General features: G+C 66.1%; 24 protein-coding genes. 11 read left to right on the forward strand and 13 right to left on the reverse strand.

Annotated elements, in window-relative coordinates; translation table 11 throughout:
- Positions 1–206 precede the first annotated feature (206 nt).
- On the reverse strand, positions 207–719 hold the full coding sequence (locus ABLE91_RS17190) for a CreA family protein (protein WP_348932630.1): 513 nt from the start codon (positions 717–719) through the stop codon (positions 207–209).
- A 131-nt stretch (positions 720–850) separates the two neighbouring features.
- On the opposite strand from ABLE91_RS17190, the gene ABLE91_RS17195 reads away from it, so the two are divergent.
- The 3 genes from ABLE91_RS17195 to ABLE91_RS17205 all read left to right on the forward strand — a co-directional run bounded on the left by ABLE91_RS17195 (position 851) and on the right by ABLE91_RS17205 (position 3650).
- Positions 851–1945: a TRAP transporter substrate-binding protein gene (locus ABLE91_RS17195; RefSeq protein WP_348932632.1), complete on the forward strand. Its 1095-nt coding sequence runs from the start codon at positions 851–853 to the stop codon at positions 1943–1945.
- A 151-nt stretch (positions 1946–2096) separates the two neighbouring features.
- Positions 2097–3233: a DUF2865 domain-containing protein gene (locus ABLE91_RS17200; RefSeq protein ID WP_348932634.1), complete on the forward strand. Its 1137-nt coding sequence runs from the start codon at positions 2097–2099 to the stop codon at positions 3231–3233.
- Positions 3234–3296: 63 nt separating this feature from the next.
- The gene (locus ABLE91_RS17205; protein WP_348932635.1) at positions 3297–3650 is read left to right on the forward strand and encodes a DMT family protein; all 354 of its coding nucleotides are present in this window, start codon (positions 3297–3299) and stop codon (positions 3648–3650) included.
- A gap of 77 nt (positions 3651–3727) precedes the next feature.
- Here ABLE91_RS17205 and ABLE91_RS28960 read toward each other — a convergent pair whose 3' ends face one another.
- The 4 genes from ABLE91_RS28960 to ABLE91_RS17220 form a co-directional block, all read right to left on the reverse strand.
- Positions 3728–3817: a hypothetical protein gene (locus tag ABLE91_RS28960; protein WP_510181969.1), complete on the reverse strand. Its 90-nt coding sequence runs from the start codon at positions 3815–3817 to the stop codon at positions 3728–3730.
- A 41-nt stretch (positions 3818–3858) separates the two neighbouring features.
- On the reverse strand, positions 3859–4998 hold the full coding sequence (locus tag ABLE91_RS17210) for a PQQ-dependent sugar dehydrogenase (RefSeq protein ID WP_348932636.1): 1140 nt from the start codon (positions 4996–4998) through the stop codon (positions 3859–3861).
- A complete protein-coding gene (locus ABLE91_RS17215; protein ID WP_348932638.1) occupies positions 4998–5351 on the reverse strand; it encodes a hypothetical protein in 354 nt (117 codons plus the stop codon). Before ABLE91_RS17215 ends, ABLE91_RS17210 begins: the two co-directional genes overlap by 1 nt.
- A gap of 188 nt (positions 5352–5539) precedes the next feature.
- Entirely contained in the window at positions 5540–6166 is a 627-nt protein-coding gene (locus ABLE91_RS17220; RefSeq protein ID WP_348932641.1) for a glutathione S-transferase family protein, read from the reverse strand.
- Between the two features lie 199 nt (positions 6167–6365).
- On the opposite strand from ABLE91_RS17220, the gene ABLE91_RS17225 reads away from it, so the two are divergent.
- The 4 genes from ABLE91_RS17225 (at position 6366) to msrP (ending at position 9844) form a co-directional block, all read left to right on the forward strand.
- Positions 6366–7568 (forward strand): pyridoxal phosphate-dependent aminotransferase, encoded by a 1203-nt coding sequence (locus ABLE91_RS17225; protein WP_348932643.1) that lies wholly within the window; start codon positions 6366–6368, stop codon positions 7566–7568.
- A gap of 152 nt (positions 7569–7720) precedes the next feature.
- Positions 7721–8203, forward strand: coding sequence for a DUF992 domain-containing protein (locus ABLE91_RS17230; protein WP_348932645.1), 483 nt, complete (start codon positions 7721–7723; stop codon positions 8201–8203).
- 124 nt (positions 8204–8327) lie between these two features.
- The gene (locus ABLE91_RS17235) at positions 8328–8819 is read left to right on the forward strand and encodes a DUF992 domain-containing protein (protein ID WP_348932647.1); all 492 of its coding nucleotides are present in this window, start codon (positions 8328–8330) and stop codon (positions 8817–8819) included.
- 71 nt (positions 8820–8890) lie between these two features.
- The gene (gene msrP, locus ABLE91_RS17240; RefSeq protein ID WP_348932648.1) at positions 8891–9844 is read left to right on the forward strand and encodes a protein-methionine-sulfoxide reductase catalytic subunit MsrP; all 954 of its coding nucleotides are present in this window, start codon (positions 8891–8893) and stop codon (positions 9842–9844) included.
- 112 nt (positions 9845–9956) lie between these two features.
- On the opposite strand, the gene ABLE91_RS17245 is transcribed toward msrP, so the two are convergent.
- Entirely contained in the window at positions 9957–11294 is a 1338-nt protein-coding gene (locus ABLE91_RS17245; protein WP_348932650.1) for a type III PLP-dependent enzyme domain-containing protein, read from the reverse strand.
- A gap of 313 nt (positions 11295–11607) precedes the next feature.
- On the opposite strand from ABLE91_RS17245, the gene ABLE91_RS17250 reads away from it, so the two are divergent.
- Together ABLE91_RS17250 and ABLE91_RS17255 are read left to right on the forward strand one after the other, a co-directional pair.
- Positions 11608–12081 carry a hypothetical protein gene (locus ABLE91_RS17250; RefSeq protein WP_348932651.1) on the forward strand — a complete coding sequence of 158 codons (474 nt, stop codon included), beginning with the start codon at positions 11608–11610 and terminating at the stop codon, positions 12079–12081.
- The gene (locus tag ABLE91_RS17255) at positions 12081–12713 is read left to right on the forward strand and encodes a ribonuclease T2 family protein (RefSeq protein WP_348933007.1); all 633 of its coding nucleotides are present in this window, start codon (positions 12081–12083) and stop codon (positions 12711–12713) included. The genes ABLE91_RS17250 and ABLE91_RS17255 overlap by 1 nt, the downstream gene beginning before the upstream one ends.
- Positions 12714–12726: 13 nt before the next feature.
- On the opposite strand, the gene ABLE91_RS17260 is transcribed toward ABLE91_RS17255, so the two are convergent.
- Complete coding sequence (locus tag ABLE91_RS17260) at positions 12727–13116, reverse strand: DUF2147 domain-containing protein (protein WP_348932653.1); 390 nt, start codon at positions 13114–13116, stop codon at positions 12727–12729.
- Between the two features lie 114 nt (positions 13117–13230).
- Here ABLE91_RS17260 and ABLE91_RS17265 point away from each other — a divergent pair, with 114 nt between their 5' ends.
- Positions 13231–14079 carry a 23S rRNA (adenine(2030)-N(6))-methyltransferase RlmJ gene (locus tag ABLE91_RS17265; RefSeq protein WP_348932654.1) on the forward strand — a complete coding sequence of 283 codons (849 nt, stop codon included), beginning with the start codon at positions 13231–13233 and terminating at the stop codon, positions 14077–14079.
- A gap of 67 nt (positions 14080–14146) precedes the next feature.
- The gene (locus ABLE91_RS17270; RefSeq protein ID WP_348932655.1) at positions 14147–14749 is read left to right on the forward strand and encodes a glutathione S-transferase family protein; all 603 of its coding nucleotides are present in this window, start codon (positions 14147–14149) and stop codon (positions 14747–14749) included.
- A 59-nt stretch (positions 14750–14808) separates the two neighbouring features.
- On the opposite strand, the gene ABLE91_RS17275 is transcribed toward ABLE91_RS17270, so the two are convergent.
- The 6 genes from ABLE91_RS17275 to ABLE91_RS17300 all read right to left on the reverse strand — a co-directional run bounded on the left by ABLE91_RS17275 (position 14809) and on the right by ABLE91_RS17300 (position 19050).
- Positions 14809–15198 carry a DUF1236 domain-containing protein gene (locus tag ABLE91_RS17275; RefSeq protein WP_348932657.1) on the reverse strand — a complete coding sequence of 130 codons (390 nt, stop codon included), beginning with the start codon at positions 15196–15198 and terminating at the stop codon, positions 14809–14811.
- Between the two features lie 314 nt (positions 15199–15512).
- Positions 15513–16913 carry an aspartate aminotransferase family protein gene (locus tag ABLE91_RS17280; RefSeq protein WP_348932659.1) on the reverse strand — a complete coding sequence of 467 codons (1401 nt, stop codon included), beginning with the start codon at positions 16911–16913 and terminating at the stop codon, positions 15513–15515.
- Between the two features lie 254 nt (positions 16914–17167).
- A complete protein-coding gene (gene yacG / locus ABLE91_RS17285; RefSeq protein ID WP_348932660.1) occupies positions 17168–17365 on the reverse strand; it encodes a DNA gyrase inhibitor YacG in 198 nt (65 codons plus the stop codon).
- The gene (locus ABLE91_RS17290) at positions 17362–17982 is read right to left on the reverse strand and encodes a Maf-like protein (RefSeq protein WP_348932662.1); all 621 of its coding nucleotides are present in this window, start codon (positions 17980–17982) and stop codon (positions 17362–17364) included. Before ABLE91_RS17290 ends, yacG begins: the two co-directional genes overlap by 4 nt.
- A 97-nt stretch (positions 17983–18079) precedes the next feature.
- Complete coding sequence (locus tag ABLE91_RS17295) at positions 18080–18496, reverse strand: arsenate reductase ArsC (RefSeq protein ID WP_348932664.1); 417 nt, start codon at positions 18494–18496, stop codon at positions 18080–18082.
- A 56-nt stretch (positions 18497–18552) separates the two neighbouring features.
- Complete coding sequence (locus ABLE91_RS17300; RefSeq protein WP_348932666.1) at positions 18553–19050, reverse strand: UPF0262 family protein; 498 nt, start codon at positions 19048–19050, stop codon at positions 18553–18555.
- Positions 19051–19052: the final 2 nt, after the last annotated feature.

Raw genomic sequence — 19052 nt, forward strand, 5'->3', positions numbered from 1 at the left:
GCCGCAGGCGGAGCGCCGATCCGGGACCCAGCGCAACACTCCGGCGAAGCCGTCAACCCGCGACCAGCGCCTTCACGCCCCCGTTGCGTGGCAACGAAGGCTCATTGAAGCGCCTGCGGCGATTTCTTGCGCTGGGTCCCGGCTCTCCTTCCACTGCGCTTCGCTTCGTTGCAGTCGGCCAGGACAAGCACCCGCTCGCTCAACGCCTACTTCATGAAATCCCCGCACTTCGGCACTTCGGCCGTCCCGCCCCAGGGCATGATGGGAACGGTGGAGGTGGAATTCTTCGGACTGCCCTCGATCAGCTTGTCCGAATAGACGAGATAGACCAGCACGTTGCGCTTCACGTCGCAGCCGCGGACGATCTGCATCTTCTTGAAGAAGAAGGAGCGGCTCTGGCGGAACACCACGTCGCCCTGCTCGAACTTCTCCTTGAAGGAGATGGGTCCGATCTGCCGGCAGGCGAGCGAGATGTCGGACACCTCCTCGGCCACCCCGACCATGCCGGACAGGCCGCCCTTCTCGGGCACCGTGTAATGGCAGGCGACGCCGGAAACCACGGGATCGTCGATGCCGTAGACCGCCAGCTTGTCGTCCGGAGTGAGGAATTTCCACACCGTGGACTTGCGGAAGATGAGGTCCGGCTCCTGCGCCATGACGGGACCGGCGGCGGCGAGGCCGAGGAGACAGGCAAGGGACAGGCGGGCAAGGCGAAGCATCTGGTCGTTCCCGGTGGGCACCGTTCACTTATATGGGTGCGCAGCCCTCTTCCGGGAGGGCAGCATTGACGCGCCTAGCACGGCGTGACACCTCTCCGCATAACAGAATGAAGACGCCTGGAGGGCAAAGAATGGATAAAAACCGCCGCCGCTTCCTCGGCGCCTCCGCAACTGCGCTTGCTTCCACCGCCGTTGCCATGCCCGCGGTGGCGCAGAGCAGCCCCGAGATCAAGTGGCGGCTGACCTCGTCCTTCCCGCGCCAACTCGACACCATTTTCGGCACCGCCCAGACCTTCGCCAAAATGGTCTCCGAGGCGACTGACGGAAAATTCCAGATCCAGACCTTCCCGGCAGGCGAGCTCGTGCCCGGCCTCCAGGCGCTGGACGCGGTCTCGTCAGGCACCGTGGAGTGCGCGCAGACCGCCACCTATTTCTATATCGGCAAGGACCCGACGCTGGCCTTCGGCACGGGCGTGCCCTTCGGCTTCAATTCCCGCCAGCAGCATTCCTGGTGGTTCTTCAGCGGTGGGGCCGAAATCATCAATGGCGTGCTCGCCAAGTACAACACCTATTCCATCCCCGCCGGCAATTCCGGCTGCCAGATGGGCGGCTTCTTCCGCAAGGAGCTGAACAGCACCGAGGACCTGAAGGGCCTGAAATTCCGCATCGGCGGCATTGGCGGGCAGGTGCTGGCCAAGCTCGGCGTCGTACCCCAGCAGATCGCGCCCAGCGACGTCTATTCGGCGCTGGAGCGCGGCACCATCGACGCGGCGGAGTTCGTCGGCCCTTATGACGACGAGAAGTTCGGCCTCGTGAAGGTGGCAAAGTATTATTACTATCCCGGCTGGTGGGAAGGCGGGGCCATGCTCCACAACGTCTTCAACCTGGACCAGTGGAACCGCCTGCCCAAGCACTACCAGGCCATCGTCGCCAATGCCTGCGAGGCCGCCAACAACTGGATGCTGGCGAAGTATGACGCCGTGAACCCGCCAGCCTTGCGCCGCCTCGTGCAGCAGGGCTGCGAACTGCGCCCCTTCCCCAATTCCATCATGGAAGCCGGCTATAAGGCGTCGTTCGAGCTCTATAACGAGATCGCCGCCACCAACCCTGCCTTCAAGCAGGCGCTGGACAGCATGACCGCCATCCGCTCCGACCAGCTCGTCTGGTGGCAGATCGCGGAATATGCCTATGACAATTTCAGCATCCGCATGCGCGGCAAGAGCTGAGGCGGATCGGCCGGCATGGCGGCCGAGGGCTGATGAAGCTTTTGTGAGGTGCGCCTTTTGCGCGCGAAACACACTTTAGTCACCATTGGCCCCGTCCATGGGGCTATAAGGGCCCGGTTTTGAGCACGGGACGCTGCGCGCAAGGGTCAGCATGAAGGTGGTTCGTTTTCTCGCCCTCGGGCTTACGCTCGCTGCGGCTCCCGCTTTGGCGCAGCAAGGCTACCCGCCGCCTGGCGCGGTGGCGCAGCCTCAGGGCGCTGGCCCCACCTGCATGCAGCTTGAAGGCGCCCTCGCCCAGATCGACCGGGGGCCGGACCCCAACGATGCCCGCATCCGGCAGGCCGCGCAGATGCGCGCCGATCTCGACCGGCTGAGCCAGCAGGCGCGCAGCATGCAGTGCGACGCCCCGCGCGGCTTCTTCATCTTCCAGGGCCCGCCCCGCCCGCCGGCCTGCGATGACATAGATCGCCAGATCTCCAACATCCGCTCCTCGCTCGCGACTGTCGAGCGGTCCGGCGTGGACACCCAGGGACAGCGCCGCCAGATCATCCTCGCGCTGGCCCAGAACAATTGCGGCCCGCAATACCGCGCCGCCGCCCAGGCCATGACCACGCCCAGCGCCGGCCAGCGCCCGGCGCGCCCGCGCAACTTCTTCGAGGCCCTGTTCGGCGGCCCCGTGGACAGCGAGCCGGAAGAGGCGCCCGGCCTTGATGTGGCCCCCATGGACCTGCCGAAATCGTCCACCTTCCGCACCGTCTGCGTGCGGACCTGCGACGGCTTCTATTTCCCCATCTCCTACGCCACGGTGCCCGCGCGCTTCGCCACCGACGATGCGCTGTGCCGCCGCCTGTGCCCGGCCGCCGAGGCACAGCTCTTCACCTATCGTAATCCCGGCGAGGATATCCAGCAGGCGACGAACATCAGCGGCAAACCCTATATGTCGCTGCCCACCGCCCTGCTCTATCGCAAGCAGCTGGTCCCCACCTGCTCCTGCCGGGCGCCCGGCCAGTCCTGGTCGCAGGCGCTCTCGGGGCTTGAGGACCAGAGCACGCTCCAGAAGGGCGATATCCTCGTGACCGAGGAGCAGGCGAAGGAAATGTCCCAGCCGCGCCCGGCCGAGGTGCCGCAGCAGGCCAAGGGCCGGGCCGCGAGCACCGCTGCCAAGCCCGCCAGCGCGACCGACGCGCCACCCTCCGCCACCGCACCCATGGCGCCGGCGGCTGAACAGCCCGGCCAGCGGCCGGTGCGGGTGATCAGCACGCCGAAACCGCCCGCGCCGGTGCAGTGAGCGGTTTGACTTGATGGAAGGGTGATGCTGCGCTCAGTGGGTAGATTCCCACCGAGGATCATCATGCCTTCCTGGTCTCCCGCCGCCGTCCTGCCCATCCTCATGCTGCTGGCCTCGAACGTCTTCATGACGTTTGCCTGGTACGGGCATCTCAAGTTCAAATCATCGCCCATCCTTCTCGCCATCCTGGCGAGCTGGGGCATCGCGCTGTTCGAATATTGCCTTGCCGTGCCGGCGAACCGCATGGGTTCCGCCGTCTATTCCACGGCAGAACTCAAGACGATGCAGGAGGTGATCACCCTCATCGTCTTCGCCGGCTTCTCGGTGCTCTATCTGAAGGAGCCGCTGGGCTGGAACCACGCGGTGGGCTTCGGCTTCATCGCGCTCGGCGCGTACTTCATTTTTCAGAAGTTTTAATGGGCTCGTCCTGGGCAAGTGACGGCGTAGCCGGAACGCAGACCCGGGACCCAGCGCAAGGGACCGCCGAAGGCGCTTCACCTCATCTCCGACGCCGCGCGGCGGAGATGCTCTTTACGCTGGTCGCTGATTGACGGCTGCGCCGGACTCTGCGCTGGGTCCCGGATCGGCGCTCAAGCTTCGCTTTCGCTTGTCCAGGACAAGTCTCTCACCGCGCCGGCACCACCCGCAAGATCTCGCCATCGTCCGCGTCGATGGCGAGCCATAATGCGCCGTCGGGACCCTGCCGGACATCGCGCACCCGCTTGTCCAGGGAGAGCCGCTCCTCCCCGGTCACCTTGTCTCCGTCCACGGTGAGGCGAACCAGCGACATGCCCGCCAGCGCGCCGACGAACAGGCTGCCCTTCCAGCGGGAAAACAGCGCCGCGTCATAAAAGGTCGCACCGGACGGGGCGATGGAGGGGTCCCAATAGAAGACTGGCTGCTCCATGCCCGCCTTGGCCGTCCCCTCGCCGATCTTGGCGCCGGAATAATCCCGGCCATAGGTGATCACGGGCCAGCCATAATTCATGCCCGCCTCAGGAATGTTCACCTCGTCCCCGCCCCGTGCGCCGTGCTCCACCGTCCAGAGCTTTCCGTCCCGCGGATCGATGGCGCCGGCCTGCACGTTGCGGTGGCCGTAGCTCCAGATTTCCGGACGCGCGCCCTCCGTGTTGCGGAACGGATTATCGGCCGGGATGGAGCCGTCCTTGTTGATGCGCACCACCTTCCCCAGCGTGGTGGAGAGGTCCTGCGCCTTGTCACGGAGGCTGTAGCGATCGCCCAGCGTCACGAACAGCGTGCCGTCCCGGGCGAAAATGAGCCGGGAGCCGAAATGATTGTTGCCGGTGCCGGACGGCATCTGGCGGAAGATCACCGTCACGTCGTCGAGCCGGGTCATGTCGCTGGAGAGCCGGCCGCGCGCGACCGCCGTGCCGGCGCCATCCGCGCGCGGCTCCGCATAGCTGAAGAAGACAAGACGGCTCTGGGCGAAATCAGGGTCGAGGGCCACATCGAGCAGCCCGCCCTGGCCGCTGGCATGGACGCGGGGTATCCCCTGGATGGGCGCGTAGACCCGCCCGTCGCGGGACACCACCCGCATCCGCCCGGCGCGCTCGGTGACGAGGAGCCGGCCATCGGGCAGGAAGGCTATGGCCCAGGGATTCTCCAGGCCGGAGGCGAAGCGCGTCACACGCACCTGTTCACCTGCGAAGGTGCGCGGCGATTCGGCCTGGGCGAAGGCGGATGTCGCGGCACAGGCCGCGAACAGAACGAAAGCCAGGGCGGCAATGCCGCCGGCCGGCACCATCACCCGCGGGTGCGGCGGGCGCGGACGGGTACGCGGACAAGGCGCGCCTGCGCCCTGCGGTACGTGGCGATGAGCGTGGCGCCGATGGCAGCAGCAATGGCTGCGGTCAGGGTAGCTCCAACGAGCGCGTGCGACACCATCCCAACCTCCTCATGCGCCAGCGTCATGGCGGCGGCGCGATCCACCGAAAGGACAAAGGTGACCGCGCAAATGGCCAACATCAAGGCCAGTGTGAGCGCAGCCTGGGTCATGACATCGCCGGCCTTGTGCTTGCGCACGGCGCGCGCAAGGGCCTCGGGATCAGCGGCCGAAGCCCCCACCCGCAGTGTGCCGAACTCGCGAAACTCAGACATGGTGAACCACTCGTTTCACGTATGACTTTGAACCTCAACGCCGAATCACCGCGAATCGGTTCCAGTCGGACTCATCAGAAGTTGCTCTGCGAGGGCGATGCGATTGTGGCGCCGCCGCGACTCGGCGGGGAAAAAGCGTGGCACTTTCAAGACTTTGATCACGCAAGCGTGACCCTGGCAGCCCAGGATTACGCCGCGTCCTGAAGCGGATGCCAGTCCATGTCCACGTGCAAAGGCTCGTCCGCGACGCGTTGTAGCCAGCGCCTCACCTCCGGAAAGGACTGGAGGTCGAAATCCCCTTCCGGGGCCACCAGCGTGTGGGGATAGAGGGCGAGATCCGCGATCGTCAGCCCGCCATCGACGAAGAAACGCCGGCCGGCCAGGTGCCGCTCCATGATCTTCAGCGCCCCGTAGCCCTCTTCCATCCAGCGGTCCGCATCGTGGGTGCGCAGCTCGCGCCCCCCACGCACTTGACGCAGCCAGAAACGCGCCTGGGCGATGCCCGGCTCGTGGTTGTTCTGCTCGAAGAACATCCACCGGAGCGCCTCGGCGCGTTTGAGCTTGTCGGCGGGCAGCAGCGGCGTGCCTTCGGCGAGATAGAAGAGGATGGCGTTCGATTCCGCGAGGATGGCGCCGTCCTCCAGCTCCAGCAGCGGCACCCGTCCTTCCGGGTTCAAAGCGAGGAAATCGGGCGTGCGATGCTCGCCCGCGAAGATGTCCACTTCGATGAGCTCGAACGGCAGGCCGAGCTTCGCCAGGAGCAGGCGCACCTTGTACGAATTCCCCGAAGACTGTGTGGAATAGAGTTTCAGCACGGCAGTCCCCTTCCCGGACCTCGCCCACATGGCGTACCTCGCGCCTGTCCGCAAGGCGTACCCATCAGCCCCGCGCACGGCAGCCATCACAGATGCTTGCTTGTTCGGGGAAACCTGCTCGATTAAATGAGCGCGCCGTGCCTCGCGTCGAGTAAAGCGTCCGGTGCATGGTTACAAACACGTCCGGAGCTTTAAGGCCATGAGCCTGCTGTCGCCCGCTTTGATGCGGATCAAGCCGTCGCCCACCATCTCCATCTCCAACAAGGCCCGCGAGCTGAAAGCGACCGGACGCGACGTCATCGCGTTGTCCGCCGGCGAGCCGGACTTCGAGACCCCGGAGAACATCAAGGAAGCGGCGATCGCGGCCATCCGCCGTGGCGAGACCCGCTACACCGCGGTGGACGGCATCCCGGAGCTGAAGGCGGCCATCGTCAGCAAGTTCAAGCGCGACAACGGCCTCGACTACAAGCCGAGCCAGATCAGCGTCGGCACCGGCGGCAAGCAGGTGCTGTTCAACGCGCTGGTGGCCACCATCGGCCCCGGCGACGAGGTCATCATCCCGGCGCCCTATTGGGTGAGCTATCCCGACATCGTCGAGTTCTGCGGCGGCACGCCGGTCTCCATCGAGACCCGCATCGAGGACAATTTCAAGCTCCAGGCCGAGGCGCTGGAAAGGGCCATCACGCCGAAGACCAAGTGGCTCATCTTCAACTCGCCCTCCAACCCCTCGGGCGCGGCCTATACCCATGACGAACTGAAGAAGCTCACCGACGTTCTGGTTCGGCATCCCCATGTGTGGATCCTCACCGACGACATGTACGAGCACCTCGTCTATGACGACTTCAAGTTCGCCACCCCCGCCCAGGTGGAGCCAAGCCTCTATGACCGCACGCTGACGCTGAACGGCGTGTCGAAGGCCTATTGCATGACCGGCTGGCGCATCGGCTATGCCGGCGGCCCCGAGCCGCTCATCAAGGCCATGGGCACGTTGCAGTCCCAGTCCACCTCCAACCCCTCCTCCATCGCCCAGTGGGCGTCCGTGGAGGCGCTGAACGGGCCGCAGGACTTCATTCCGCGCAACAATGCGGTGTTCAAGGAGCGGCGCGACCTCGTGGTGGCCATGCTGAACCAGGCGAACGGCCTCACTTGCCCGAAGCCGGAAGGCGCCTTCTACGTGTTCCCCACCTGCGCCGGCACCATCGGCAGGGCGGCGCCTTCGGGCAAGACCATCGCAACCGACGAGGACTTCGCAACGGAGCTGCTCGATTCGGAAGGGGTGGCCGTGGTGCACGGCTCGGCCTTCGGCCTCGCGCCGGCGTTCCGAATCTCCTACGCGACCTCGACGCAGGAGCTTGAGGAAGCCTGCCGGCGCATCCAGCGCTTCTGCGGCGCCTTGCGCTGAAATAGCGGTTCAAAAGACGCTACCACGAAAGAATCTTGGCCGCAGGGAACCTGCGGCCTTTCTGGGCGTTGGCGGATCGGCAATGCCGAGCTAAGGCTTTGCGGCGTCCGCCACGCCCCCGCGGCCGGACGTGCCTCTTGGAGGAAAAACTTATGAAGACCTTCATCAAAGCCGGCTTTGCCGCTGCCCTCGCCGCCTCTGCTCTGACGTTTGGCGCTCTCCCGGCCTCCGCGCAGACCCGCGTTCAGGTCGGCACCCTCGAATGCGCCATGCAGCCCAATGTGAGCTTCGTCATCGGCTCCGTGCGCGACATGACCTGCGTGCTGAAGCCGCTGTCCCGCCGCACCAAGCCCGGCAGCTATGTCGGCCAGGTCCGTCGCTTCGGCCTCGACGTGGGCTTCAACGGCAAGGGCGTCCTGATCTGGACCGTGCTCGCGCCGACCCGCAGCATCAACCCGAGCGATCTGCGCGGCACCTATGTGGGCGCTTCGGCCAATGCGGCGTTCGGCGTCGGCCTCGGCGCGAATGCGCTCGTCGGCGGCTCGAACAACACCATTGCGCTGCAGCCGCTGTCCTTCCAGGGCGAGACCGGCGTCAACCTCGGCCTCACCGTCTCCGACCTGACGCTCCGCTGAGCCTCCTTTGGGGCGGGGGCTCCGGCCTCCGCCCCGTTTCCGCGTCCTGGAGAATCGCTATGCGCCTTCCCGCCGCCCCCGCGCCCCTCGCGGCGTCCGTCCGCGCCGGCGCTTTGACGGCGTGATGCGCATTCGCACCCGCGCCACCGGCGCGCTGAGCCTTCTCCTTCTCTGCGCGCTGCCGGCCGGCGCACAGGAGATGCCCAAAGTGGCATCCGGTCTCCTGGAATGCCGCGGCGAGGTTGCAGTGGCCTATGGGCTGGGCTCCTCGCGCAAAGTGCGTTGCGAATACCGGCCTGCCGCCGAGATGGGCCAATTCTATTATTCAGGCACCCTGGAGCGGGCGGGGCTGGATTTCGGCGTCTCCGACCAGGCCAGCATGCTCTGGATGGTGCTGGCGACCACCCCGCAGCTCGGCCCCGGCGCGCTCGTCGGCCAATATGTAGGCATCACAAGCGGCATCGCGCTCGGCCCCGGCTTCTCGGCCAATATGCTTGTGGCGAAGGATGCGAGCCGGAGCATCTCGCTCCAGCCGCTCAGCATCTCCGCCGATAGCGGCCTCTCCATCTCCCTCGCCGGGGTGACGCTGACCCTCGACACCTCACCAAAGCGTTGATTCCCCACACGCGCCTGTGAATTGCGCGCTCCTCCGGCCCGCCGCAATGCTCGCGGCAACGGAGGCACTCCATGCATATTCGAACGAAACGCGGCTGGGAGATCCCGGAGAGCCAGGCGACACCGGAGCACATCTTCCTGTCGCGGCGCGCGATTCTGGGCGCGGGCGCCGGCCTCATCGGCGCCGGCATGCTGCCCGAGGCGGCCTTCGCCGACACCGACCCCTCCGCCGGGCTCTATCCCGCCAAGCGCAACGAGCGCTACACCCTCGACCGACCCATGACGCCCGAGGCGAGCGCCAGCTCGGTGAACAATTATTACGAGTTCGGCACCAATTACGATGTGGGCCGGGCCGCCGCCAAGCTGAAAACCCGCCCCTGGACCATCACCATAGACGGCCTCGTCGAGAAGCCCATGCAGGTGGGCATCGACGACCTGCTGAAGGCGGTCACCCTGGAAGAGCGGCTCTATCGCCACCGCTGCGTGGAGGCGTGGTCCATGGCCGTGCCTTGGACCGGCTTTCCCATGAAGGCGCTGGTGGATTACGCCAAACCCCTGGGCAGCGCGAAATATGTGCGCTTCGAGACCTTCCTCGACCGCGCCGTGGCCCCCGGCCAGAACGGCCGCTTCTACCCGTGGCCCTATGTGGAAGCGATCACCATGGCGGAGGCGAACAACGAACTCGCCTTCATGGTCACGGGCATTTACGGGCAGCCCGCGCCCAACCAGTTCGGCGCCCCACTGCGGGTGGCACTGCCCTGGAAATACGGCTTCAAATCTTCCAAGGCTGTTGTGAAGGTCAGCTTTGTGGAGACCCGGCCGAAGAGCTTCTGGGAAGTGGTCCAAGGCGCGGAATACGGCTTCTGGGCCAATGTGAATCCCCAGGTGCCCCACCCCCGCTGGAGCCAGGCCACCGAGAAGGACATCGCCACCGGCGAGCGCCGGCCGACGCTGCTCTATAACGGCTACGGGGAATATGTGGCCGGGCTCTATACGGGATTGGAAAAGGAAAAGCTGTTCATGTGAGGGGGCGACCCCTTCCAACAGCCCTCATGCCCGGGCTCGACCCGGGCATCTCTTTCCGCCTGCGCGATGCCTGAATCCCCGGGTCAGGCCCGGGGATGACGAAGACGTTTCCTCAACGCTCCGAGACCGCAGGCACGCCGAACTCGCTCCGGTAGCCGACGCTCGCGTCGTGCTCCGGCCCGCCCGCGCGGTCGGGCTCGGGGGCGGCGCCGGCGATGCTAAGGGGCTCGAAGGGCTGGTCCACCTCGACCACCGTGTCGGGATAGAAACCATTGAAGCGGGTGCGCAGCGAGAGGGAATAGGCGCCGATGTGGCCGATCTCGATCCAGTCGCCCGAATTCACCGTCTCCGGCAGGTAGAAGGGGCGCGAGAGCACGTCAACGCTGTCGCAAGTGGCGCCATAGATGCGGAAGGGCAGCATCTTCTGGGGATCGCCGAAGCGCCGCTTGCGCGCCGGATCGGGAATATAGTTCACGGGCAACAGCAGCTTGCCGGTCCAGCTGTCGGAGAGCGAGGACCAGATGCCGTCATTGATATAGAGCCGCTGGCCCTTCCTCAACAGCACGCGCACGATGACGGAATAGGCGCGGGCGACGATGACGCGCCCCGGCTCGGCCACCAAGGGAATGCCGCCGAAGCCGTGCCGCTGCACAGCCTCCAGCACGCTTTTCATCAGGTCCGGCAGCGGAGGCATGGCGGCATGCGGCCGGCGCGGATCGTCGGCATAGACGGCGGGGAAGCCGCCGCCGATGTCCAGCTCCACGATCGGCACCTTCGCCGCATCACGCACCTCGGCGGCCGTGGCGATGGCGCGCTCATAGGTGGTCGGGTCTTCCATCTGGCTGCCCACATGGAAGGCGATGCCACACTTGAAGCCGATATTGTGGATGCGCTGAAGCAGTTCCGCCGCATGGGCCGGCGTCGCGCCGAACTTCTTCGAGAGCTCGTAGGCCGCCTCGCCCTTGGAGGCGATGCGCACGAACATGGTGAATTCCTCGGGGTCGAGGTCCAGCGCGTTCACGATGCGCAGGATCTTCGCGACCTCGTCCTCGTGGTCCACGGCGGTGACGCGGATGCCGTATTTCTCCAGCGCCAGGCGGATGTCCGACTGCGCCTTCACCGGGTGCATGTAGAGCAGCTCGGAGTTTGGCGAGACCTCCCGCGCCGCAGCGAACTCGGCCGGGCTCGCGACGTCGAACACCGACATGCCGTCATCCGCCAGCGTCTTCAGCACCATGTGCTCGCCATTGGTCTTCACCGCATAGGCGGTCTTGCCGGGAAAGGCGGCCTTGAAGGCGCGGGCATCGGCGTTGAGGACCGCGGGACGGAAGCAGTAGATCGGCGTGTCCGGCCGCATGTGGATCGCAACATCGCGTCCCGTGGCAAAGCGCTGAAGGCTGGGGGACGCGCCCTCCGCCACGAGATGAGGAACGAAGCCGGATTTCGACATGAATGTTCTTTCCGTCCGTGCGGGTCGGCACACTGGTGCCACCGACCGTACATGAAGGTCAATGACACATGCTTTCCGCGACACCACGATGGCAGCTTCGGCGCACGCGCCGAAGCGCCGGCCTGGAAGAGAAAACCTGCGCAACGCCTCCGGAAACGGCGCCTCATCCTGCCGCAGGCGCGCCATCACACCCTGGATTGGCCGATGTGCGTGCTTTTTCCCGCAAGGTGTTGCCCTCCTGCGCTTGACCCGGGCGCGCGGGCATTTCATCGTCCCTCCCCAAGTTTCGAGTTTGAAGGGTTGGGAGAGCGGGATGCGTCGCAATTTGCGCAAATGGGCAGGGGCCGGTGTCGCGGCTTTCATGGCCGTCGCGTCGGCGGTCACGCCTGCCGCCGCTGCCAACATCCTGCTCGACAATTTCTGGCTGCCGAACGGGGATTACAGCACCACCCCGGTGAACCTGCCCGCGTGCTCCGAGCCGCTGGCGCTGGGCACCATCTCCATGCGGTTCGCCGAGACCGAGCGCATGTACTGGAACGCGGCGCTGAACATCAGCACCTTCCAGAATGTCCGCGAAATCGCGTATCGCCCCTGGGGCCCGGACTATCAGCCCCGCCGCTATTGCAGCGCGATGGTCACCCTGTCCGATGCGCGCCAGCACGCCATCTATTACTCGATCATTGAGGATTCGAGCTTCCAGGGTTACACCTGGGGCGTCGAATGGTGCATCAGCGGGCTCGACCGCAACCTCGCCTACGCGCCCAACTGCAAGATGGCCCGTCCGTGATGCTGCGCCTGCTGGCGGGCCTTCTGGCCCTGCTGGCGGTTTTCCCCGCGGCGGCCCAGGAGCAGCCGGGGCGATTCGATTTCTATGTGCTCGCTTTGTCCTGGAGCCCGACCTATTGCGCCGGGCCGAAGGCGAGCCCGCAGCAATGCCGCACCGGCCCCCCGCGCGCCTTCGTGGTCCACGGGCTCTGGCCGCAATATGAAACCGGCTACCCCGATTTCTGCACGCGCCAGGCGCCCTATGTGCCGGACGCCACCATTTCGGCCATGGCGGACCTCATGCCCAGCAAGGGCCTGATCCTACACGAATGGCGCAAGCACGGCACCTGCTCCGGCCTTGCCCCAGCCGCCTATTTCAATCTGGTGCGCAAAGCGCGCGAGCGCGTCGTCATTCCCCCGGCCTTCGCCGCCCCCTCCAGCGCCTTCTCCATGACCAGCGCGGAGATCGAAGAGGCATTCCGCAGCGTCAATCCGAGCCTCGCGCCGGACATGATGGCGGTGGATTGCGGCGAGGGACGCCTCAATGAGGTGCGAATCTGCCTCGGAAAGGACCTCGCCTTCGTCTCCTGCGGCGAGGTGGACCGGCGCAGCTGCTCGCCGCGCCGATCCCTGAACGTGCCGGCCCCGCGATAGGCCGGACCAGAGATCAGGGCTGCTTCTGGAGCCGGGCGCAAACGGCGAGGCCGTCATCGTCGCCGGGCTCGAGATAGCAGGCGTCCAGCGTCGTGCCCTGGAGCACCGCGATGTGAATGCCGTCATCCCCCGCCAGGAAGACCGACTTTCCATCCGGCGTCAGCGTGCCGACAATGTCCTCATTCTGCTCGCCGCCCTTGGGCGAGGCATAGGTGATCCTCGCCTTGAACGAGCGCCCGCGCTGTTCGGAAACCACCAGGGTCACCGGGCCCGTGATCCAGCCGTCCTTCTTGCTGAGCCCGTCGCTCTGGCCCTTCCAGGTGCCGGTGATGGAGGGGATCTCCTGGGCAATGGCGGGCGCGGCGATCAGGGTCGCGGCGAGCATTGCGGCGGCGAATTTCATGGGGCGGCCTCCTGGCATGTTGCGGTCCGAGCTTGACCGGCGGGTAAGAGTGCATTTGAGGATGCGGGACGCAAATCGACAAACCGCCGCTGCCTCCGGAACCCGGCTGATCCCATGAACTATCGCCACGCCTTCCATGCCGGCAATGCGGCGGATGTGATGAAGCACGCCGCACTCGCCCGCGTGCTCGTCCACCTCGCCAAGAAGGACACGCCCTTCCGGGTAATCGACACCCATGCGGGCGCCGGCATCTACGATCTCTCGGGCGCCAGCGCCCAGAAGACGGGCGAGGCGGAAGCCGGCATCGAGCGCGTGCTTGAGGCCAACCTGCCCGCCCCCGCCGCCGAGCTTCTGGCGCCCTATCTCGACACGGTCCGCCGCATGAGGGCGGAGGGCGGGGCCCGCCTCTATCCCGGCTCCCCTGCCCTCGCGCTCGCTCTGTCCCGCCCGCAGGACCGCTTCGTGTTCTGCGAGCTGCACAAGGAAGAGAAGGCGAAGCTGGAGCGCCGCATCGGCGAGGACGCCCGCGCCAAGGTGATGGTGCAGGATGGCTGGCACGCGGTGAAAGCCCATCTGCCGCCCCGCGAGCGGCGCGGGCTGCTGCTGGTGGACCCGCCATTCGAGGAGCAGGGCGAGTTCGGCCGGCTGGTGGAGGCGCTGGAGGCGGCGCACGAGCGCTTCGCCCACGGCATCGCCATGATCTGGTATCCCATCAAGGACCTGCGCGCGGTGGACGCCTTCCGGCGCGACGTGGCTCGCCTGCGCATGCCCAAGACCCTGAAGGTGGAACTGGATTTTGCCGAGGTGCGCTCCCTGGACAGCCTGTCCGGCTCCGGGCTGATCATCGTCAACCCGCCGTTCACGCTTCAGGAAGAGATGCGCATCATCCTCTCCGCCCTCTCGCCGCTGCTGGCGCACGATGGAAAAGGCCGCTCTCGGGTCTCCTGGCTGGTGCCGGAATAAGCGAAGTCTCTTTCCTCGGCGGCTAAATCGTTTTACCGCTTTTCACCCCTCTCCGTGAGCCTTTCCCATGCGACTGAGATATTCCCTCACCTCCCCCTTCGCGCGAAAGGTGCGCACCGCCGCCGGCCATCTCGGCCTGCCGCTGGAGCTGGAACTGGCCGATACGCTCAGCGATACGGACACGCTGCTAGTGCAGAACCCGCTGGGCAAGCTGCCGGTGCTTCTCGACGAGGGGCAGAAGCCGCTGTTCGATTCGCCTGTTATTCTCGCCTATCTCGACCACAAGGCGGGTGGCGGACGGATCGTGCCCGTGGATCCCGAGGCGAAGTTCGCGTCCATGCGGCTGGAAGCGCTGGCGGACGGCATCATGGATGCGGCGCTGCTGGTCTTCTACGAATCGCGCTTCCGGCCCGAGGAGCGGCGGCACCCGGACTGGGTGGCGCGCCAGCGCGCCAAGATCGACCGCACCCTCACGGCATTGGAAGCCGAGCCGCCAGCTTCTGGGGCCGAGCCGACCACCGGAACCATCGCGCTCGCGTGCGCGCTTGGATATGTGGATTTGCGGCTCGGAGACGACTGGCAGGCCGACCGCCCCAAGCTTGTCGCGTGGCTGGCGGATTTCACGGCCCGCACCCCGGCCTACCGTGATACGGCACCTCCCCCGGCGTAGGACGCCGAAGGAGGGGCTGTTCGATGAGGGCCTCGCTTGAGGCCCTCACATCAGGACGATCAAGGAATGACCTGGATCACCTTGCGGGTGCCGGGCTCCACGATCACGCGCTGGTCGTTGACCACGCTGTATTCATACTGGCTGTAGTTCGGCACCTGATAGACGCGCACGTTGGACGGCAGGGGCTCGCCCACCACCACCTGGCGCTCCATCCGCACCGACGGACGGTTCTCCTGGACCACATAAGTCCGCACTTCCGCAGGCGGCTCGGCCGCCGCGCCCATGGTGGCGCCGACCGCACCGCCCACCACCGCACCCACAGGGCCGCCGACAACCGCGCCGACCGCCGCGCCGCCGACCGCGCCCGTCGCCGTGGACGCCTGCGCAAAGGCAAGGCTCGGGGTCAGAACGGCAAGGACGGCAGCGGTAGCCATAAGACGATTTCGCATAGGATCACTCCTCTTGGTAAGGACCCAATGCGAAACGGCGTAGCTGTGCCTTCGTTCCATTGTGAAGATTGAAAAGAAGCTAAGTACAAGATGCGTTTCTTAGCGCAAACTTTGTTCCTATTTGAAGGAACGTAGGCTTTGCTGGAATTTTTCTATTTTATTTATGCGCGATCGGAACTTTCCGAAAACTGCCTGAATTAGCTGGGGCTCAGCTATTTAAGAATAGCCGGGCTACAATAGCGGTGACAGCCGGGAGCGTGGGGTGCGCGGGCGAAGCCCGGGCATGACAGATACAGCTCCACAGGCCCGCGCTCCTACGCCGCCCGCAGCCAGTCCCTGGCCTTCAACTCCGCATAGGCCTCGTCCAGCACCCGGCGGACCGTGGCCACCAGCTCATCCGCCTCGGCGAAGGAGAGGGTGAAGGGCGGCGCGAGGATCAAGCCGTCGCGCACGGCGCGCATCACCAGCCCCTCGCGGAAGGAGATGTCGCGGCAGAGCAGGCCCACCGTCCCCTCCTCCTGGGCGAACTTGGCGCGGGCGGCCTTATCAGGCGTCAGCTCCAGCGCGCCGATGAGGCCCACCATGCGCGCTTCGCCCACGAGGGGATGCTCGGCGAGCTTGAGCCAGCGCTCCTGGAGGTAGGGGCCGATCTCGCCCTTTACCCGCTCCACCAGCTTCTCTTCGCGCATGATCTTCAGGTTCGCGAGCGCCGCCGCGCAGCCGCCGGGGTGGCCGGAATAGGTGAATCCGTGGTTGAACTCGCCGCCGTGCGCGATGAAGCCCGTCGCCACCTTTTCGCCGACGATCACCCCGCCCAACGGGAAGTAGCCTGAGGTGACACCCTTGGCGAAGGTGATGAGGTCCGGCTCGACGCCCATATATTGGCAGCCGAACCACTCCCCCGTGCGGCCGAAGCCGCAGATCACCTCGTCCGAGACCAGGAGCACTTCGCGCTCGCGGCAGATCTTCTGCACCTCCGGCCAATAAGTGGAGGGCGGGATCACCACGCCGCCGGCGCCCTGGATGGGCTCGCCGATGAAGGCGGCCACATTCTCCGCCCCCGCTTCGTCGATGGCGCGGGCCACCTCGCGGGCGGCGAAGAGGCCGAATTCCTCGCGGCTCATGTCGCCGCCCTCGGCCCACCAATAAGGCTGCTGCACATGGATGATGCCGGGGATGGGCAGACCGCCCTGGGCATGCATGGGCTTCATGCCCCCGAGGCTTGCGCCACCGACTGTGGAGCCGTGATAGGCGTTCCGCCGGGAGATGAAGATGTGCTTCTGCGGCTTGTCCATGGCCGCCCAGTAATGGCGCACCATGCGGATCACCGTGTCCACCGCCTCCGAGCCGCCGGAGGTGAAGAAAACGTGCTTCATCCCGGAGGGCGCCACCTCGGCGATGGCGGCGGCCAATTCTGCCACGGCGGGGTGGGTCGTCTTGAAGAAGGTGTTGTAATAATCGAGCTTCTTCAGTTGATCGCTGATGGCATCGACGATCTCATGCCGCCCGTGCCCGACGCTGGAGCACCACAGGCCCGACATGCCGTCCAGGATCTTGTTGCCCTCGGAATCGAAGATATAGCTCCCCGCCGCATGGGTGATGACCCGCACACCTTCCTCGTTCAGCGACTTGGTGTTCGAGAAGGGGTGCAGGTGATGCTCGGCGTCGAGATGGCGCCAATAAGCGGTGGAGTTGGAAACCGGGGCGGACGTCACGATGGGCGCACTCCTGGATGCGGGCCCCGCAGGCACTTTTCCAGCAAGGGCAGAGCTTCCCGACATCCATAGCCTGCCGCGCGCCGCGACGACACCCCGGAGCGCTGTCATGCCCGGGCTTGTCCCGGGCATCCACGTCTGTCCGTTGAGTCCGTACCTAGCGAAGCCGCGTGGATGGCCGGGACAAGCCCGGCCATGACGACAGTAAGGTCGAGAACCTGCTCATTTCTGAGTGTGACGCGTGATAAGCCGTCTTAACCCCGTTCCTTCGGCTCCGTGCCCTCGCCGTCCTCGTCATCTTCCTCGCTGGCCGGGATGGCATAGGCGCCGGTGAGCCAGCGGTTGAGGTCCACGTCCGCGCAGCGCTTGGAGCAGAAGGGGCGATAGCGCTCCACCATGGGCTTGCCGCAGATGGGGCAGGCCGGCGCATCCGGCTTCTGGCTCTCCGTCATGCCGCCCGTTCGCTCCAGCCCGTGCGCACGGGAAAGCCCTCGCCCTGGAGCAGGGCCACGGTCTCGGCCAAGGGCAGGCCGACCACACTGGTATAGGAGCCGGTGAGCTTCACCACGAACGAGCCCGCCAGCCCCTGGATGGCATAGCCGCCCGCCTTGCCACGCCATTCGCCGGAAGCGAGATAGGCCGTGATGTCCTCGCCCGAGAGGCGCCGGAAGCGTAGCCGGGTCTCGACGAGGCGCGTGCGCGCCCGGCCCCGCGCCGAGACGACGCAGAGCCCGGTGAACACCCGGTGGGCGCGGCCGGAGAGCAGCCGCAGGCAATGCTCCGCCTCGTCCTGAACGTCGGGCTTGGGCAGCACGCGCCGCCCCACGGCGACCACCGTATCGGCGGACACCACGATGGCGTTCATGCCCGCCTCGCGGGCGCGCAGGGCCACCAGCTCGCCCTTCTGCTGGGCGAGGCGCAGCGCCAGCTTGCGCGGCAGCTCCCCGCGCTCCGGCGTCTCGTCGATCTCCGCCGGCATCAGCACATCCGGCTCGATGCCAGCCTGGTTCAGCAGTGCGAGACGGCGCGGCGATCCAGACGCCAGTACGAGCTTCACCCGGTCGTTCACAATCCGCCTCGCTCCAACTCTACTTTTGCGCCGGCACGCTATCGGAAAGGGGCATCAATGCAAGTTCCGGAACGCTCCCGCCATCGCATGACGGCTCCTAGGGCTGCCGGAACCGCGCCCTGATGCGCATTTCCAGCTCGTCCCGCACGGTCCGATAGGCCTCCAGCCGCTGCTCGCGGTTGCCGGTCTCAAGGGTCGGGTCGGAGGTCGGCCAATATTCCACGTGGAGCGCATTGGTGCGGGTCAGCTCCAGCGCTTTGTGGTGTGCATCCGGCGAGAGGGAGATGGCGAGATCGAAGCCAAGACCCTCATAATCCGCCAGATCGTCCACGCTCTGGGGCCGATGGCGCTTCACGTCGAGGCCCATCTCGTCCATCACCACGGTGACGAACGGGTCCGGCTCCCCGGCGATCACCCCCGCCGACTGCACATAGACCGACTTGCCGAACAGGTGCTTGGCGATGGCCTCCGCCATCACGGAGCGCACCACGTTCTGGCCGCAGACGAACAGCACGGACTGAGGCCGTGCCGATCGCGCAGGCGCGGGCGACGCGGGGGACACGTTCACCCTTACCCCCTCCAGTGGAGCGCGCAGATCAGCGTGAACAGGCGTCGGGAGGTGTCGAAATCCACCTCGATCTTGTCCTTCAGCCGCTCCCGCAGCAGCTCGGAGCCCTCGTTGTGGAGCCCGCGCCGGCCCATGTCGATGGCCTCGATCTGGGTGGGGGATGCGGTGCGGATGGCCTGGTAATAGCTCTCGCAGATGAGGAAATAATCCTTCACCACCTTGCGGAACGGGGTGAGCGAGAGATGGTGCTGCACCACCACTTCCCCCGCCTCGCGCTTCACGTCCAGCACGAGCCGGTTGTCCGCAAGGGCGATGTGGAGGCTGTAGGGTCCCTCCCCCGGATCGCTCACGGGGGTGAAGGAATTCTCCTCCAGCAGGTCATAGATGGCGGTCGCGCGCTCATGCTCCACATCGGAGCCGCCCCGGCCGATGGAGGCGTCGTCCAGCGTCACCGCGCACAGGCGGCTGGTGGGCGTGCTCTTGGCGCTGCTTCCGCTCATGC

Origin of the sequence: Aquabacter albus (genome assembly GCF_040049275.1) — a bacterium.
Classification (GTDB): Bacteria; Pseudomonadota; Alphaproteobacteria; order Rhizobiales; family Xanthobacteraceae; genus Aquabacter.